Genomic DNA, 16,444 nt, shown 5'->3' on the forward strand with positions numbered 1-16,444 from the left:
CGTCGCCATCAGCGACGAGGCGCCGTTCCTGGAGGCCGCCGCCAAGGCGCTGGAGATCGACCGGCTGCGCGTCATCGACACCGGATTGGACCCCGTCGTCGCCGAACGGGAGCAGTGGGACGACGGCAACAACACGCTGGCGCTGGCGCCCGGCGTCGTCGTCGCCTACGAGCGCAACGCGCAGACCAACGCCCGCCTGCAGGACGCGGGCATCGAGGTGCTCACGATCGCGGGCTCCGAACTGGGCACCGGCCGCGGCGGCCCCCGGTGCATGTCGTGCCCCGTGGCCCGCGATCCGTTGCGCTAGACGTCGAGATTGCCGGCGTGGTCGTGATTGGCGGCCAGTTCACAGCCTTCACGGCAATCTCGATGACGATCGGCTCGCCAACGCATCGCGTGCCCGTTGAACGATGACGCGGGGCCGGTCCTCGTTGATCACCCTGATCACAGTCCAACCGAGGCGGCTCACCATCTCCGCTCGACGAATGTCCTTCACGTACTGGCTTCTGTCGGTGCGGTGCTGCTCGCCGTCGTACTCCACCGCGACCATCGGTTGTTCCCAACCCATATCCAGGTAGGCCACGAGCCGCCCGTCGGTGACTCTGATCTGCGTGGTGGGCCGTGGAAGACCGGCGTCGATCAAGACCAGCCGCAACCAGCTTTCTTTCGGCGATTGCGCACCACCGTCCATCAGGGACAGGGCGACTTGGCATCGTCGGACGCCGCGGGCCCGCTTGTTACGAGCGATCAGCCGAGTCACGTCTGACGGGTCGAGGGCCGTCGCGGCCGACAGCGCGTCGAGTTGGGCAACCGCCAGACCGCGGGGTAGGTGCCGGGCCAGATCGAACGCCGTTCGCGCCGGGTTGGTCACCGGTAGGCCATGGAGTTCGACGAGATCCTCGGCGGCGATATGGTCCCGACGGACGATGATGCCGGGCGGTGCGTGGTTGAAAGGCCCGACGACATCTACCGGGACAAAATCGTCCACCCATTTCGCTCCGTGGAGTGCGGCTGCGGCCCGGCCGGCGATGATCGCCCGCCGGCCCGACCACAGCCAGGCGGCGTAGATATTGTCATGGAGCGATGCGCCCGCGTTCTTCGGCACGTATACGTCCCGATGGATTTGGCGGTAATTCCAACGCAATTGACCCCGGGTCAGCGATCCGCGCGCTATCGCTTCGCTCCCGACAAAGACCCTAGCCATGCGCTCATCATGAGCGTCACCACCACTGGCCCGTTCACATTGCCGCCATGGTTGTGGACAACGCGATTTGTACAGCCCTCACGGCAATCTCGACGCCGAAGACGTCAGCGCCAGCTGGGCAGCCAGATCTCCATGTCCCACGTCTGCTGCGAAATCGGCAATCCGGTGAGCACCGGGAACAGCCAGGCGAAGTTGGTCACCACCAACGCCACATAACAACAGACCGCGATCAGCCCGAGCGTGCGCCGTTCCGAGCTCAGGCCGTGAGTACGGCCGGGCGGATAGAGGATGTCCCCACATATCAGGGCGATGCCCATCACCAGGAACGGCCCCATCGTCGCCGCGTAGAAGAAGTACATCTGCCGGTCGATGTCGGCGAACCAGGGTAGCCACCCCGCGCAATAACCGGTCAGCACAACGGCGTAACGCCAATCCCGACGGACGAACGCGCGCCAACACGCGTAGACCAGGACCGGTACCGCCAGCCACCACATGGCCGGGGTGCCCACCAGCATCTCCGCCTTGACGCACGACTGCGCACCGCACCCGGACACGTTCTGCTGGTCGATCGCGTACAGCACCGGCCGCAACGACATCGGCCAGGCCCACGGCTTGGACTCCCACGGGTGGTAGTTGCCTGCGGCGTTGGTCAGGCTCTTGTGGAAGTCGAAAGCCTTGGCGGTGTAATGCCATAGCGACCGGATGGCATCCGGCAGCGGGACCACCGAATGGGGGCCGATCGACTGGCCCACCTCGTGCCGGTCGATCGCCGTCTCGGACGCGAACCATGGCGCGTAACTGGCCAGGTACACCGCGAACGGGATGACCACCAGGGCGTACGCGGTCGGGATCAGATCACGCCGCAAGACCCCCACCCAGGGCCGGGTCACCTGGTACTGGCGCCGCGCCGCCACGTCGAACGCCAGCGACATCGCGCCGAAGAACAACACGAAGTACAGCCCGGACCACTTTGTCCCGCAAGCCAATCCGAGCAGGACGCCCGCCAGGAAGCGCCACCATCGCACCCCGAGCCGCGGACCCCACACCGTCTCGGCGGCGCGCCCCTGCAGCAGCGCGACGTGCATCCGCTCGCGGACCTGGTCCCGGTCGACGATCAGCGCGCCGAACGCCGCGACCACGAAGAAGGTGAGGATGCCGTCGAGCAGGGCGGTCCGCGCGGTGACGAAGCTGACGCCGTCGCAGATCACCAGAATCCCGGCGATCGCGCCGACCAGCGTGGACCGGCTGATCCGCCGGACGATCCGCGTCACCAGCACAACCAGCACCACGCCCAGCAGGGCGCCGGTGAACCGCCAGCCGACGCCGTTGTAGCCGAAGATCGCCTCGCCGATCGCGATCAGCTGCTTGCCGACCGGCGGGTGGACCACCAGGCCGAACCCCGGGTTGTCTTCCACCCCGTGGTTGTGCAGCGCCTGCCAGGCCTGGGGCGCATAGTGCTTCTCGTCGAAGACGGGCGTGCCGGCGTCGGTCGGCGAACCGAGGTTGAGGAACCGGCTGATCGTTGCCAGCACGGCGATCACGCCCGTCACGACCCAGCCGCGAATCTGATCGGTGGGACCGAAGTCGGCCACCGGAACCATCGGCCCCGGGCTGACCGCGGGCACGACACGCTCCTGGCCGGCGACCAAGGTTTCGCGGGGCGGGGCGGACATCGGTGTCGATCGTAGGCTGTCCGTCATGACCACTGGCCGCCTGTTGCTGGGCGCGACTCCGTTGGGCCAGCCGTCGGACGCCTCGCCTCGCCTGATCGATGCCCTCACTCACGCCGACGTGGTGGCGGCTGAGGACACCCGGCGGGTGCGCACGCTGGCGAAAGCCCTGGGCGTCACCATCACCGGCCGGGTGATCAGCCTGTTCGACCGGGTCGAGGCAGCCCGGGTGGACCCGCTGATCAGCGCGCTGCAAGCCGGCGCGACGGTACTGGTGGTCAGCGATGCCGGGATGCCGCTGATCAGCGACCCGGGCTTCCGGCTGGTGGCGGCGTGCGTGGATGCCGGGATCCCGCTGACCTGCCTCCCCGGCCCCTCGGCGGTGATGACCGCGCTGGCCCTGTCCGGGCTGCCCGCGGAGAAGTTCTGTTTCGAGGGGTTCGCCCCGCGCAGGAAGGCCGCGCGGCGGGCCTGGCTGGACTCGCTGGCCGACGAGCGGCGCACCTGCGTGTTCTTCGAATCGCCCCGCCGGCTCGCCGCGTGTTTGCGCGACGCCGTCGATCAACTCGGCGGCGCCCGCCGGGCGGCGATCTGCCGGGAGCTGACCAAGGTGCACGAGGAGGTGGTGCGCGGGTCGCTCGACGAGCTGGCGGCGTGGGCGGACGACGGGGTGCTCGGCGAAGTCACCGTCGTGCTGGCCGGCGCCGCCCCGCGTGTCGACCTGCCGTCGCTGGTGGCCCGGGTGGAGGAGCTGGTCGCAGGCGGTGCGCGGGTGAAGGACGCCTGCGGCGAGGTGGCCGCCGAGCATCCCGGGGTGCGGTCGCGCCAGCTCTACGACGCGGTCCTGCAGTCGCGCCGCGCGTGAGGGTCAGCCTGCCGAGAACGCGGCCGCGATGCGGGGCTGCCCGACGATGGGCGACGCCTTGTGCAGGCATTCGGCCCACTCGGCGTCGGGATCCGAGTCGGCGGTGATGCCGCCGCCGACGCCAAGCACGGCGCTGCCCGCGGCGTCGAACTCGACGGTGCGAATCGCCACGTTGAGTTCACATCCCGCCACGGGAGAGGCCAAACCGATTGTACCGCAATATATTCCGCGCCGATGCGGCTCCCATTGCGAAAGCAGTTGGCGGGCACGGTGTTTGGGGGTGCCGGTGACCGAGGCCGGCGGGAAGGCGGCGTCCAGCAGCGCCGACGTCGGCAGTTCGGCGGGCACCCGCGCCGACACGGTGGACACCAGGTGCCACACGCCCGGGGCGCGCCGCACCACCAACAACTCGGGCACGGTGACGGTGCCGACGATCGCCACGCGGCCGAGGTCGTTACGCACCAGGTCGACGATCATGATGTTTTCGGCGACCTCTTTCGCCGAAGCCCGCAGCGCCGACGGCCACGCGTCCAGCGGCAGGGTGCCCTTGATCGGGCTGGACGTCACGAGCGTCCCGCGCCGCCGCAGGAAGAGCTCGGGAGACAGCGACGCCACCGCGCCCCACGGCCCGGCGAGGTAGGCTCCGCGCGCGGGGGAGGTGCGGGCGATGCCGTCGGCGAAGAAATCCAGCGGGGCGCCGCTGATCGTCCCGGTGAATTGCGTGCACACGCACGCCTGGTAAACCTCGCCGGCGCGGATGGCCTCCAGGCAGTTGAGCACGCCGTCGCGGTGGGCGGCCCGGTCGGCGGCACCCCAGTCGATCCGGCAGTCGCGGACCGGCGAAGGCGCCGTGGCCAGCGCGGCGGCCAGCCAGTCCGCAACGGCGGCTCCGGAAAGGCTCTCGTACCACCACTGCCCGTCCCGGTCGCGGCGCAGCACGCAGTCGGTCCAGCCGCCGGCGGCTTCGGGGATGCGGTTCGGCCGGTCGTCGGCGCCGGGATCGGGGTAGGAGAGGTAACCGACCCAGCCGCCGCCCACCGCCCGCGGGTCGACGGTCTGCGGGTTCTGCTGGACGGCGAAAGCGGCGTCGGGGTCGACCGGCTGGGCCGACACGCTCGGTGCGATCACCGCGAGCGAGCCGAACCAGTCGCCGGTCAGCGCGGCCGGCGGCGGCAGGCCGAGGCGTGCCGTGGCGTCGCCGACGGCGCGCAGCACCTGGGGTGCCGCACCAAGGTCACCGAGCCGGTCGATACGCACCGCCCTAGCTTGACAGAAGGGCGGGTTTTCGCACTGCGGGCGCCGTCGACCTGCCGGACCCTAACCGCGGCTGACGTCGCGGGCGGTCGCCAGCGCCGCCAGCTTGTCCGGGTTGCGGGTCACGTAGAAGTTGGTGATCAAGGCGTCGGCGATCTCCAGCGTGATCACCCCTTCGAGGTGGTCGCCGAGGTAGAGCAGCACGGCGGGCGCGCTGTTGCAGGTCACCATTTCCACGCGGAATCCCGCGAACTCGGTCGCCTTGCGGATCAGGCCGACGATGGCGCGGGCCACCCGGTCGGCGCCCACCACGGGCCGGCGGGCCGCGCTGACCTTGCCACCACTGTCCGCCGTCCAGGTGGCGTCGGGGGCGAGCATCGTCATCAGCGTCTCGACGTCACCGCTGGCGGCCGTCTGGAGGAACTGGGCGGTGAGCTCGGCGTTGCGTTGCGGGTCGGCGGCGTCGAACCTCTTGCGCCGCGCCCGCACGTGTTCGCGCGCCCGGTGCGCCACCTGCCGTACCGTCGGCGCCGGCCGGCCCACCGCCTCCGCGATCTCCCCGTAGTCGAAGCCGAACACCTCGCGCAGCAGGAACACCGCCCGCTCGTCGGGGCTCAGCGTTTCCAGCAGGACCAGCATCGCCATCGAAATCGATTCCGCCAGAACGACGTCCGCGGAGGGATCCTGCTCGTCGAGCAGCAGCGGTTCGGGCAGCCATGGGCCCACGTACTCCTCGCGTCGGCGCGCGTCGGCGCGCAGGGCGTTGAGCGCCTGCCGGGTCACCAGCTGGGCCAGGTAGGACTTGGTGTCGCGGACCGTGGACAAGTCGACCGCCGCCCACCGCAGATAGCTGTCCTGCAGCACGTCGTCGGCCTCGGTGGCCGAACCGAGCATCTCGTAGGCGATGGTGAACAACAGCGGCCGCAGCACGGTGAATCGTTCGGCGTGCTCATTGTCGGTGGGTGGGTGCGTCATCGCAGTGCGATCTCGGTCGGCTCCTGCGCGGGCCGCTTGCCGCCCTTGATCCAGCGGTAGGAGCCGGGCTTGGCGGCCTCGCGCCGGATGGCCCACAGCGTGCCCTTGCAAATGGCCTCCTTGATCGACGCGGCGGTGCGGCCGCCGATCGCCAGGTTCACCGGGGTGTCGTCGGTGTGGGCCAGCTGGACCGTCCCGTAGGTGCGGCCGAGGCTGATGCACTGGCCGACGAACGCCTGGCTGAGCGGGGCGGGAGCGGTTCCGGAGATGCGGCTGAGCACGGTGTTGGCCGCCTGCGCGCCCAGCGGCCCGGCGGCCTGGCAGCTCATCCGCAGCGGCTGGCCCGACGGCGCGGCGGCGTCACCCGCCGCGACGACGTAGGGGTTGTCGACGCTGGTCAGCGTCTCGTCGGTGAGCAGCCGGCCCAGCACGTCAGTGCTCAGGCCGCTGCGGACGGCCAAGTCCGGCACGGCGAAGCCGGCCGTCCAGATGGTGGCCGCGCTCGGCAGCACCCCGCCGTCGCTCAACACCACCGCGTCCCAGCGCACCTCGGCCACCGTCGCGGATTCCAGCACGTTGACCCCGAAACCGCGCAGTCGCCTGGCGACGGACCGGCGGCCGCGCCTGCTCAGCGACGGGCCGAGCGCCTCGCCGCACACCAGGGTCACCTGCCGACCCCGTTCGGCCAGCTCGGAAGCCGTCTCGATGCCGGTCAGCCCGCCGCCGACGACGGTGACGGGCGCGGCCAGGGGCAAGTCGGCGAGTGCGTAGCGCAGCCGCTGGGCGCTCTCCAGGTCGGCGATCGGGTAGGCGAAGTCCGCGAATCCGGGCACGGTGGTCGGGGTCGCGCCGGTGCTGCCGACGGCGTAGATCAAATAGTCGTAGTCGAGCTCGGCGCCCGAGGACAACAGCACGCGCCGGTCGGTGGCGTCGATGCGCTCGACGGTGTCGACGACCAACCGGATACCGTCGCCGAGCAGCGTCGCGTAGTCGGCGGTCGCGGCGCCGGTGTCGGCGACCAACTGGTGCAGGCGGATCCGCTCCACGAAGACCGGGCGGGCGTTCACCAGGGTGATGTCGATGTCCGGACGCTGGCGCAGATGGTTCGCGGCGAGGGTTCCGGCGTATCCGCCTCCGACCACGACGACATGAACTTTCTGGGCGGCCACCTCGGTCATTGCTGTCTCCTGTTCTCACGGGCCTGATGCCCTTGAGACACCGCGGACCCCTCGTGCGTGACAGGGCCGCCCATATTGTGACCCGTCTCACTGCTGCGGCTCTCGGATCGGGGGGCCGCCGGGTGCTGCGTGCTAGGCTGCGCTACGCCAATTCGTGACCTGCCCCGCGTCGGAAACACGCACCCGATAACCCAGCAGCATGGGGCCACTTCAGTGAGCATCGGTGTGTCTTGGGAGAAGCAACCGTGAAGTCGAGGAAGAGCGCGCTGGCCGCTGTCGTGTGCACGGCGATGGTGCTGAGCGGGTGCGGCGGCAAGAGCGATCCCGGGCCACTCTCCGCCATGGTCAGTCCCGCCATTCCGCCCACCGCTCAGGAGATCCCCAACCCGCTGCGCGGTCAATACGAAGAGGGCATGAATCCGCTTTTCCCGCAAGGCAATTCCGCACAGCGGTACGCGGCGTGGCCCGCGTCGTACGACGCCAGTCTGCGGGTTTCGTGGCGGCAGTTACAGCCGGTCGACCCGCGCACGCTGCCCGCCGACGCTCCCGACGACCGTAAGTTCGACTTCAGTGCGATCGACGACGCGCTGACGAAGCTGGGCAGCCGCAACATGCGGCTGATCCTGGGCGTGTACACCTACAAATCCTGTTGCAACGATTCCTATGCCGGCAACACCAACATCGCGATCCCGGACTGGATCCGTTCGGCGGCCACCAGCCTTCCCGCGCCGCCCAACAGCTCCGCACCGGGAGTCACGCAGGTGGTGCCGAATTGGAACGACGCCGACTACCTCAACAACTTCGGCCAGCTGCTCGCCGCGCTCGGTCGCCGCTACGACGGCGACGAGCGGCTCAGCGTCTTCGAGTTCTCCGGCTACGGCGATTTCGGCGAGAACAGCCTCGCGTACTTGCGCGACGCGCTCGGCGCGCCGGGTCCCACGCCGGACGACAGCCAGCCGAAGTTGGGCTATTACAGTCAGTTTCGCGATCAGACCATCACCAAGGCGTCCATCGCGAAGCTGGTGGCCGCCAACGTGGGCGCGTTCGGCCACACCCAATTGGTGACCACGGCCGAGAATCCGGAAATCGTCCGCGAGTTGATCGCCGACGAGGTGACGAGGAAGCTGTCCGCGCCGGTCGGCATCCGCGCGGATTGCCTTGGCGTGCAGTCGCCCCTGCCGGAATGGGCCGAGTCCAGCGACTCTCACTACGTGCGCTTCAACGACGCGGCCGTCAACGCGATCAAGCAGCGGCTCACCTCGGCGCTGGTGATCAGCCAGTGGTGCCGGCTGCCGAACGGGGCCGACCCCCGGTCCTACTACGAGAAGGCCCTGCACGACGTGGTGAGGTATCACGTCTCGATGACGTCCAGCGCGAACTTCCCCGACCGGGATGCGACGTCGGCGATGGATCCCAAGCTGTACCTCCTGTGGGCGAAGGCGAACACCGCCGCCGGTTACCGGTATTCGGTGGAGGCCAAGCCTGGATCGCAGTCGATCCAGGGCAAGGTCGCTTCGATCTCCGTCGTCTGGACCAACTATGGCTCCGCCGCGGCCACCGAACAGTGGACGCCCGGATACAAGCTGGTCGATTTCTCGGGAGCGGTGGTCCGCACCATCGCGGGGACGGTCAACCTCAAGTCGCTGGTCCACGACGACTCCAGCCCGTCACGCGAGGAGGCGGTTCCGGAGTCCACGACGGAATCGGTGCGCGTCGACGTGACCGGCCTGCCGCCCGGGCACTACACACTGCGGGCGTCCGTGGAATGGCAGCAGCACAAGCCGGGCGCCTCGCACGTGGTGAACTACGCGCCGATGGCACTGGCCCGCGACGGTCGCGACGGTTCCGGCCTGTATCCGATCGCGACACTGGACATCGCCAGCGACGCGGCCGCCAGCGGTCAATGACGCGCAGCGGTCGGACCGGAAGTTGCTCGTTACCGGGGATCCGGCGCCTCCCGCGTGATACGTTCTGCTGACCAATACCCATCGTGACCTGCCCTGCTCCGGATGGACCGACGAAGCGAACCAGAGGGCCCCGCCGATGCGCATGGGCGCGCGGTCGACGGGATTCGCCAGCAAGAACATTCCCCGATCGGGCAACCCTCGACAGGTGGGATGCACGCCCGTATCGGAGGAGACCGTGCCGCGCAGTCTGGACTTGGTCGTCACCTCCGTCGCCACGCAGTTGATGGAGGCGACCGCAGCCACGGCCCATCTGGTGAGCGAGAAGGTGCTCGCGCAGCTGGTCGAGCAGTTCGACGTGGACGCCAGCTTCTTGCGCTACCTCGACCCGCACACCCGAGCGTCGACGCTGGTCGCCGAGTGGCCGCCGCGAACCGACGCTTCGGACCCGGAGCCGGCGGCCTTCGCCCAGCTGGACATCGCGGAGTCGGTGCTTGCGCAGTGCAAGCAGGGGCGCAAACCGGTGGTGATCCGGCCGGCCCAATCCAAACGCTATTTCCGCCGCCCGGTGGGCGGGGCCAAAGTGGCCGCCTCGCCCTCGGTGGCCGCCGCCCCACTGGTCTCCGGCGAGACGACCACCGGCCTGCTCGGCTTCGTCAAGTTCGGCGCCCGCAAGTGGGAGCAGGAGGAGATCAACACGCTCGAGGCCGTCGCCGCGCTGTTCGCGCAGCTGCAGGCCCGCATCGCGGCCGAAGACAAGCTCCGCTATCTGGCCGAGCACGACGATCTGACCGGGCTGTTCAACCGCCGCGCCCTGGTCGCGCACCTGACCGAGCGGCTCTTGACGGGTCGCCCCGGGCCCGTCGCGGTCCTGTACCTCGACCTCGACCGGCTCAAACCGATCAACGACTACCTCGGGCACACCGCGGGTGACTGGTTCATCCGGGTCTTCGCGCAACGCATCAAGATCTGCGCTCCCGACTGCACGATCGCCCGGCTGGGCGGGGACGAGTTCGTCGTCGTACCCGACCAGCCGATGTCGCCCGAGCACGCGGAATCGTTCGCCCGCAGCCTCTCTGGCATGCTGTGCGAACGCCTGGCCATCGGCGGCCACGTGATCAGCCGCACGGTCAGCGTCGGGCTCGCGGTCGGCGTCCCGGGGCGGGACAACTGCACCGACCTCCTCCGCCGCGCCGACGAGGCGGTGCTGACGGCCAAGCGCGGGGGTGGCAACCAGATCGCGGTGTCCACCGATGACATGTCGCTCAAGCGCGCGTTCCGCAACGACATCGAGTTGCATCTGCAAGGCGACATCGGCAGCGAGGCGTTGCTGCTGCACTACCTGCCGGAGGTCGACCTGTCGACCGGCGCCATCGTGGGCGCCGAGGCACTGGTGCGCTGGCGCCACCCGATCTGGGGGCTGCTACTGCCGGATTCGTTCATCGGGATCGCCGAATCGACCAACCTGGCAATGGAATTGGGCCGCTGGGTGATGCGCACCGCGTGCGCCGACTTCGGTCGCTGGCAGGCGAACGGGCTCGGCCGGGGCACCGTGATGCGGATCAACGTGTCGCCGCTTCAGCTCATCACCCGCGGGTTCGTGCGCGACGTCGCCAACACCATCGACGAGTTCGGTCTCGACGCCGGCTCGGTGTGCCTGGAGATCACCGAGCGCGCCGTCGTGCACGACATCGAGACCACTCGAAAGACGTTGGCGGAGCTCAAGGAAATCGGCGTGCAGCTGGCCATCGACGACTTCGGCACCGGCTACGCGGTGTTGTCGCATCTGAAATCCCTGCCCGTCGACATGCTCAAGATCGACACCGGGTTCGTGCGCGACTTGGGCAACAACGCCGGTGACCTGGCGATCGTTCGCGCCATCATCGGGCTGGCCGAGGCGTTCGGTCTGGACGTGGTGGCCGAGGGAGTCGAAACACCGGTCGCAGCAATGACTTTGATCCAGCACGGGTGCCGGCGGGCCCAGGGTTTTCTGTTGTCGCGTCCCGTTCCCGCGGACGCGATGGAGGCGCTGCTGGCCGCGCGCTGGCTGCCGTTGCCGTTTTTGACCGGGCGCAAGGCATTGCCGACGGGCGCCACCTAGCATCGCACCGATGGCCCCGGACATCGACAACTCGCGCGGCGGTCATCGTCGCCGAGAGCCGGCGGCGTGCCGCCCACCGCTCACTCTTCCCGAGGGATGAAGACGAAGTTGTTGACATAGACGCCGCGCGGCGCCCAGTCGTTCTCCCGGTCGCCGACGTTGGCTGGGTCCTGGTGCTCGCGCGGGTCGAAATCGTCGATCGGCCGCCGAACGCCATCGAGATCGAAATACCCGGAGTAGCCGGAGCGGCGCAACAGCTCGGTGATCTCGGCAACCGCGTTGGGGTAATGCCGTTGCTCGGCCTCCACCATGATCGCGGGCCGGTCCCGCGCGAGAGTATCTGTGGCGCCGCGCAATACGGCGAGTTCATGGCCCTCGACGTCGATCTTGATCATGCCGATGTCGTGCAGGCGTAGATCGTCGAGCCGCTTGATGGGGACCTCGATGCTTCGGATCCCGCCGTCGCCGACGTCGCTCAGGATGTTGGTGGTGTCGATCGTGCTGCGGCCGGGCTCGGATTCGACCACTCTCATCGTCCCGACGCCGGCGGTGTCGGAAAGCGCGATCGCCTCCACCCGTACGGGAACGCTGGCGGCGTCGAACATCGCGGCCAGATCGCGAGCCTGCGCGGGCCGGGGTTCGAACGCGATCACCGACCGCGACGACGCCAGCATGGCGATCGTGAATTGTCCGACGTCGGCGCCGATGTCCAGCGAGATCCGGTTCGGGTCGCACAACGAAACCGCCAACTGGATGTCCGCCCGGCTCTGCCCAAGGCGTTGCAGGATGCGGAATTTCCGCCGCCAGAAGAAACGCGGCGCGAGTGCCTTCACTGCGGGCGCCAGCGGACGTGTGGCCGATCGAACCAAAGGCATCGTGCGGTCTCCTGAGCGATTCCCGGAGGGATCAGCGGATTGCGCGACCATACCAACACCAGTGGTTGGCCCGGTTGCTGTCCGGGAACGCGCCCACCCCGGCGCCACTGAACAGTGGCCGGGATATGCATCGAAGATGTGCATGATTGACCGATGATGTGGGGCAGCGTTGCATCGTTGCCGATTTCAGTGCGCTTCGCGGTGGAGAGCGCCAGCGACCGGAGAGGTGTCAGTCCTTGAAGCTGATGGAGGGCGCACGTTCGGTGTGCGGAATGCCGACCTCGCCGACGTCCGTGTTCGCCGACCCGGCCCGGGCGTTGAGGAAGGCCACACTGCTGGTCGCCATTTGCGCGACGCTCTTGTTGAACGGGTGTGGTGGCCGCGCAAACCCCGAGCTGGTGACCGCGATAGTCAGCCCCGCGATACCGCTGTCCGTCCAGGACGTCCAGAATCCGCTGCGCGGCCAATACGAAGATCTTCTGATCCCGCTGTTCCCACAAGCCAATCCCGCGCAGCAGCGGTACCCGGCCTGGCCCGCGTCGGACGACGCCAGCCTGCGTGTCACCTGGCGCCAGTTACAGCCCACCGATCCCAGCACGCTGCCCCCCGACGCCCCGGACGATCAGAAATTCGACTTCAGCGTGATCGATGACGCGCTGAACAAGTTGGCCGGCAGAAACATGCGGATGACCCTTCGCATCGTCGCCTACCACTCCTGCTGTGACACGGTGTTCCCGAACAACACCAACATCGCGATCCCCGACTGGATGCGCTCGGCCGCCACCGACTACGCCGGACCGGCACGGTATTGGTGGACGCCCGGGGTCGTGCAGGTGGTGCCGAAGTGGAACGACCCCAAGTACCTCGACGCCTTCGGACAATTGCTCGCCGCGCTCGGGCGGCGGTATGACGGCGACGAGCGGCTGAGCGTTTTCGAGTTCTCCGGCTACGGGGATTGGAGCGAGAACCACATCGCCTATCTGCGCGACACGCTGGGCGCTCCCGGTCCTTCGCCCGAGGAAAGTGTCGCGAAGCTGGGCTATTACAGCCAGTTCCGGGATCAGAGCATCACGATCGCATCGATCAGGCAGCTGGTGGCGGCGACGGTGAGCGCGTTTCGGCGGACGCAGTTGATCACGACACTGCTCAATCCGGAAATCGTGCGCGAAATGCTCTCCGATGAAGTCACCAAGAAGGTGGCAGCGCCGGTGGGGGTGCGGGCCGATTGCCTGGGGGTGATCGCCCCGTTGCCCGGCTGGGTCGAATTGGACGGCTCGCGTTATGTGCAGCAGAAGGATCCGGTCATCGCCCAACTGAAAGACAGGTTGCTCACCGCGCCGGTCATCACCGAATGGTGCCTGCTGCCGAACGGCACCTCGCCGCAGTCCTACTACCAAAAGGCCTTACACGACGTCATCAAATATCACGTCGCGATGACTTCGAGTTGCGACTTCGCGGACGCTGAATCGACGACCCCGATGGACCCCGCCCTGTACCTGCTGTGGGCGCAGGCGAACGTCGCCGCCGGGTATCGGTACTCGGTCGAGGCGCGCCCGAGCCCGCAACCAGTTCACGACGGCGTCGCGACGATCGCCGTGACTTGGACCAACTACGGTTCTGCCGCCGCGATCGAGAAATGGGCTCCCCGCTACCAGCTGGTGAACTTCTCGGGCGCGGTGGTCCGCACGCTCCCGACGACCGTCAACCTGAAGACGCTGGTCCACAACGACCCCGGCGGCAACCCTGGCAATGAACCCGTTGCGGCGTCGTCGACCGAGTCGGTCAAGCTCGACCTGGCCGGCCTGGCCCCCGGCAACTACACGCTGCGGGCCTCGGTGGAATGGCAACAGCACAAGCCGGACGCATCGCGCGTGGTGAATTACCCGCCCATGCAGTTGGCCCGCAACGGCCGTGACGGCTCGGGCGGCTACCCACTGGCGACGGTCAACATATCGCGCGATGTGCTCACGGCCGGCCCCCGACCGTGAAAGACGGCCTGCGGCGGTCGCCGCCGGGATTTCGAGCCGCCCGGATCGCCTTGAAGAATCGCTTTTCGGGCAAACACCGCATGACGATGCTTCAATAATGTTCAATGTTTTTGCCCATCCGATAACCGACCGGATGGATGCTTTCGCGCCGCCGAAGCTTTCAGAAAGGCCGTTGGTCGATGGATTTCCGTACCTTTGTCCGGATTCTCGTCGCGCACTGGAAGCTGGCAGCCGCCGCGGTGCTGGCGTGCACGATCGGCGCCGCGGCCATCACCGCATTGCAGACCAAGCATTACCAGTCGTCGACCACCGTCCTGATCTCGTTCTCCGGGGCCACCGACCTGACCGAGCTGTACAACGGCACCCTCACGGCGCAGGAACGGCTGTCGTCGTACGCCCAGATCGCCGGCGGCCGGACGGTGGCCGACCGCGCGATCAAACAACTTCAGCTATCGATGAGTGCCGACGACCTGCTGACCCAAACCCAGGTGAAGTACACCGCTAAATCGCAGCTGTTCACCATCACGGTCAAAGACACAGACCCGAGGCGGGCGGCAGCGCTGGCGGGAGCGATGGCCGACCAATTCGCCGCGATCATCCCGACGCTGGGCACGGTTTCGCGTCTGGATGGCCCCGCCGCGGGCCCCCGGCCCGAACCCACCGATGCGACGACGCCGCCGGGCCAGCCCCGGGAAACCCCGGGCGTTCAGGAGCAGAACGGAAAGCCGCTCCCGGTGGCGAGGGCGCGGGTGGTGGAACCGCCTCAGGTTCCCGACCATGCGGTTACCCCGGCACCGGTACGCAACATGGCGATGGGCGTGGTCGCCGGCCTGCTTCTCGGCATGGCCGTGGCGCTGACCCGCGAGGCCAGCGACCGCACCGTGCGCACCCGCGAAAAGCTGGAACAGCTGTCGGGCCTGCCGACGCTCGGCGAGTTGCCGCGACGGCGCGGCGGGGCTCCGCGGTTCGGCACCGACGTCACGTTCGACGACGCCGTGCGGGACATGCGTACCCGGGTGCGCAGGGCGATCGGCCCCGAGGGGCGCCGGCTGCTGGTGGCGTCACCGTTCGGGGGGGAGGGGACGACGACGACGGTCCTCAACTTGTCCCGGGCATTCGCCGAGGTCGGTGACGACGTACTGGTGGTCGAGGGCGACACCCGCCGGCCGGTGATCGGCGGCTTGCTGAAGGTCGAATCGGGGGAGGGTTTGGCCAACGCGCTGGCGAACCCCGAGATCGCGGCCGAAGCCGTCAAACCGACACCCTTCCCGAGGCTGTTCGTCCTGGCGTCACGCGCGGCCCGCCGGGAGACCTTGCCCTGCTCCGCTTACCCGCCGGAAGTGCTCGACACCGTGCTGGGGGAATTGTCGTCGCGATTCGACCGGATCGTGGTCGACGGACCGCCGGTGCTGGCCACGGCCGACGCGGTCCTGCTGTCCGGCGCCGTTCAGGCGACGGTGCTGGTGGTCCGGGCGGGACGCACCACGACCGACGAACTCAAGGACGCGTTGGCAACTTTGCGCTCGGCCAACGCGGAGATCGTCGGTACGGTCCTGACCGACGCGAGGCTGTCGCTGCACCGCAAGGCCGCCGCCCAGGTCTACCGTTCGAAGGCCAGTCCTTCGACGTGATCTTCTACCTGCGCAGTCGGCATCGCATGGCCATGAGCGCAGCCTCGCTGGCGCTGTTCCTGTTCGGATGTTTCGTGTTCGGCGTGCTCTCGGTGCGACTCACCACCGAGGGCATCATGCTGATCGCCGCAACCTTCTGCCTGGTCGTCTATTGGGTGAGACCCGAGGCGATGGTATGGGTGGCGCTGGTGGGGGCGTTCGCGGCGCTGCCCCAGGGCCTGCACGTCGGCAAAGTCGTCGGCCCCGCGGTCATCTACTTGTACCTGCTGGCCGCGATGCTGGCCATCGGCTACCTGATTCCGATTGTGCGACCGCGATTCTCCGATTTCTGGCTGCCCGCCGTGTTCCTGGTCGTTCTCGTGATGTCGACGGCGGCCGGATTCGAGAACGGGCATGACGCCACCATCGTGCTGCGCGAATCACTGTCCATGCTCGAGATCGTCGTGGGCTTCGTGCTGGCGATGTTGGTGGTGTACGGCGACTACATCAAGTCGTCGATCCGCGTGACGGCCGGCATCCTGTGGTTTTCGGCGGGCATGGCGGTCGTGAGTTCGCTGCATGCCATCCGGCTGGCGGGCAGGGCCGAGAGTCTGGGGGCCGCGACCGGCGCCGACCAAGCTGTCCGGATCATCCTGACCACGCAATCCCCGGCCACCGCGACGCTGAGCGCGCTGGTGGCCGCCGCCATCATCGGCTGCCTGAGGCCTGCCACGCTGCTGACCCTCGGCCCACCCGCGCTGATCATTTCGCTGCTGTCGTTCTCCCGGAACACGCTTATCTCGATGGCCGTCGCGGCGGG

12 protein-coding genes and 1 pseudogene are annotated in these 16,444 nt (G+C 68.3%); 7 read left to right on the plus strand and 6 right to left on the minus strand.

Annotated elements, in window-relative coordinates; translation table 11 throughout:
- Positions 1-307 (plus strand): arginine deiminase family protein (locus A9X05_RS28550; protein WP_231975389.1); only part of this gene is annotated, 307 nt, incomplete at its 5' end.
- A gap of 48 nt (positions 308-355) precedes the next feature.
- Here A9X05_RS28550 and A9X05_RS28555 read toward each other — a convergent pair.
- Both A9X05_RS28555 and A9X05_RS28560 read right to left on the minus strand, forming a co-directional pair.
- On the minus strand, positions 356-1,204 hold the full coding sequence (locus tag A9X05_RS28555; protein ID WP_067785712.1) for a DUF559 domain-containing protein: 849 nt from the start codon (positions 1,202-1,204) through the stop codon (positions 356-358).
- A gap of 104 nt (positions 1,205-1,308) precedes the next feature.
- Positions 1,309-2,877 carry a dolichyl-phosphate-mannose--protein mannosyltransferase gene (locus tag A9X05_RS28560; protein WP_067758046.1) on the minus strand — a complete coding sequence of 523 codons (1,569 nt, stop codon included), beginning with the start codon at positions 2,875-2,877 and terminating at the stop codon, positions 1,309-1,311.
- 25 nt (positions 2,878-2,902) lie between these two features.
- Here A9X05_RS28560 and rsmI point away from each other — a divergent pair, with 25 nt between their 5' ends.
- Positions 2,903-3,739: a 16S rRNA (cytidine(1402)-2'-O)-methyltransferase gene (gene rsmI / locus A9X05_RS28565; RefSeq protein WP_067758180.1), complete on the plus strand. Its 837-nt coding sequence runs from the start codon at positions 2,903-2,905 to the stop codon at positions 3,737-3,739.
- 3 nt (positions 3,740-3,742) lie between these two features.
- Here rsmI and A9X05_RS28570 read toward each other — a convergent pair whose 3' ends face one another.
- The 3 genes from A9X05_RS28570 to A9X05_RS28580 are packed head-to-tail and all read right to left on the minus strand — an operon-like array spanning position 3,743 to position 7,146.
- Entirely contained in the window at positions 3,743-4,996 is a 1,254-nt protein-coding gene (locus A9X05_RS28570; RefSeq protein WP_067758043.1) for an aminodeoxychorismate synthase component I, read from the minus strand.
- Positions 4,997-5,056: 60 nt separating this feature from the next.
- Positions 5,057-5,968, minus strand: a complete 912-nt coding sequence (locus A9X05_RS28575; RefSeq protein WP_067785715.1) for an RNA polymerase sigma-70 factor — start codon at positions 5,966-5,968, stop codon at positions 5,057-5,059.
- On the minus strand, positions 5,965-7,146 hold the full coding sequence (locus tag A9X05_RS28580; RefSeq protein WP_067785718.1) for an NAD(P)/FAD-dependent oxidoreductase: 1,182 nt from the start codon (positions 7,144-7,146) through the stop codon (positions 5,965-5,967). Before A9X05_RS28580 ends, A9X05_RS28575 begins: the two co-directional genes overlap by 4 nt.
- A gap of 290 nt (positions 7,147-7,436) precedes the next feature.
- On the opposite strand from A9X05_RS28580, the gene A9X05_RS28585 reads away from it, so the two are divergent.
- Both A9X05_RS28585 and A9X05_RS28590 read left to right on the plus strand, forming a co-directional pair.
- Positions 7,437-9,053, plus strand: a complete 1,617-nt coding sequence (locus A9X05_RS28585) for a hypothetical protein (RefSeq protein ID WP_067785724.1) — start codon at positions 7,437-7,439, stop codon at positions 9,051-9,053.
- A gap of 235 nt (positions 9,054-9,288) precedes the next feature.
- On the plus strand, positions 9,289-11,151 hold the full coding sequence (locus A9X05_RS28590) for a bifunctional diguanylate cyclase/phosphodiesterase (protein WP_067758174.1): 1,863 nt from the start codon (positions 9,289-9,291) through the stop codon (positions 11,149-11,151).
- 80 nt (positions 11,152-11,231) lie between these two features.
- Here A9X05_RS28590 and A9X05_RS28595 read toward each other — a convergent pair whose 3' ends face one another.
- A complete protein-coding gene (locus A9X05_RS28595; RefSeq protein ID WP_067785721.1) occupies positions 11,232-12,026 on the minus strand; it encodes an FkbM family methyltransferase in 795 nt (264 codons plus the stop codon).
- A 344-nt stretch (positions 12,027-12,370) separates the two neighbouring features.
- Here A9X05_RS28595 and A9X05_RS28600 point away from each other — a divergent pair, with 344 nt between their 5' ends.
- The 3 genes and pseudogenes from A9X05_RS28600 to A9X05_RS28610 form a co-directional block, all read left to right on the plus strand.
- Complete coding sequence (locus A9X05_RS28600; RefSeq protein WP_067758171.1) at positions 12,371-14,014, plus strand: hypothetical protein; 1,644 nt, start codon at positions 12,371-12,373, stop codon at positions 14,012-14,014.
- A 179-nt stretch (positions 14,015-14,193) separates the two neighbouring features.
- A complete protein-coding gene (locus A9X05_RS28605) occupies positions 14,194-15,645 on the plus strand; it encodes a polysaccharide biosynthesis tyrosine autokinase (protein ID WP_067758031.1) in 1,452 nt (483 codons plus the stop codon).
- 26 nt (positions 15,646-15,671) lie between these two features.
- Positions 15,672-16,444 (plus strand): annotated as a pseudogene (locus A9X05_RS28610) (O-antigen ligase domain-containing protein); the annotation flags it as partial.

Origin of the sequence: Mycobacterium sp. E3298 (genome assembly GCF_001666895.1) — a bacterium.
Lineage (GTDB): Bacteria > Actinomycetota > Actinomycetes > Mycobacteriales > Mycobacteriaceae > Mycobacterium.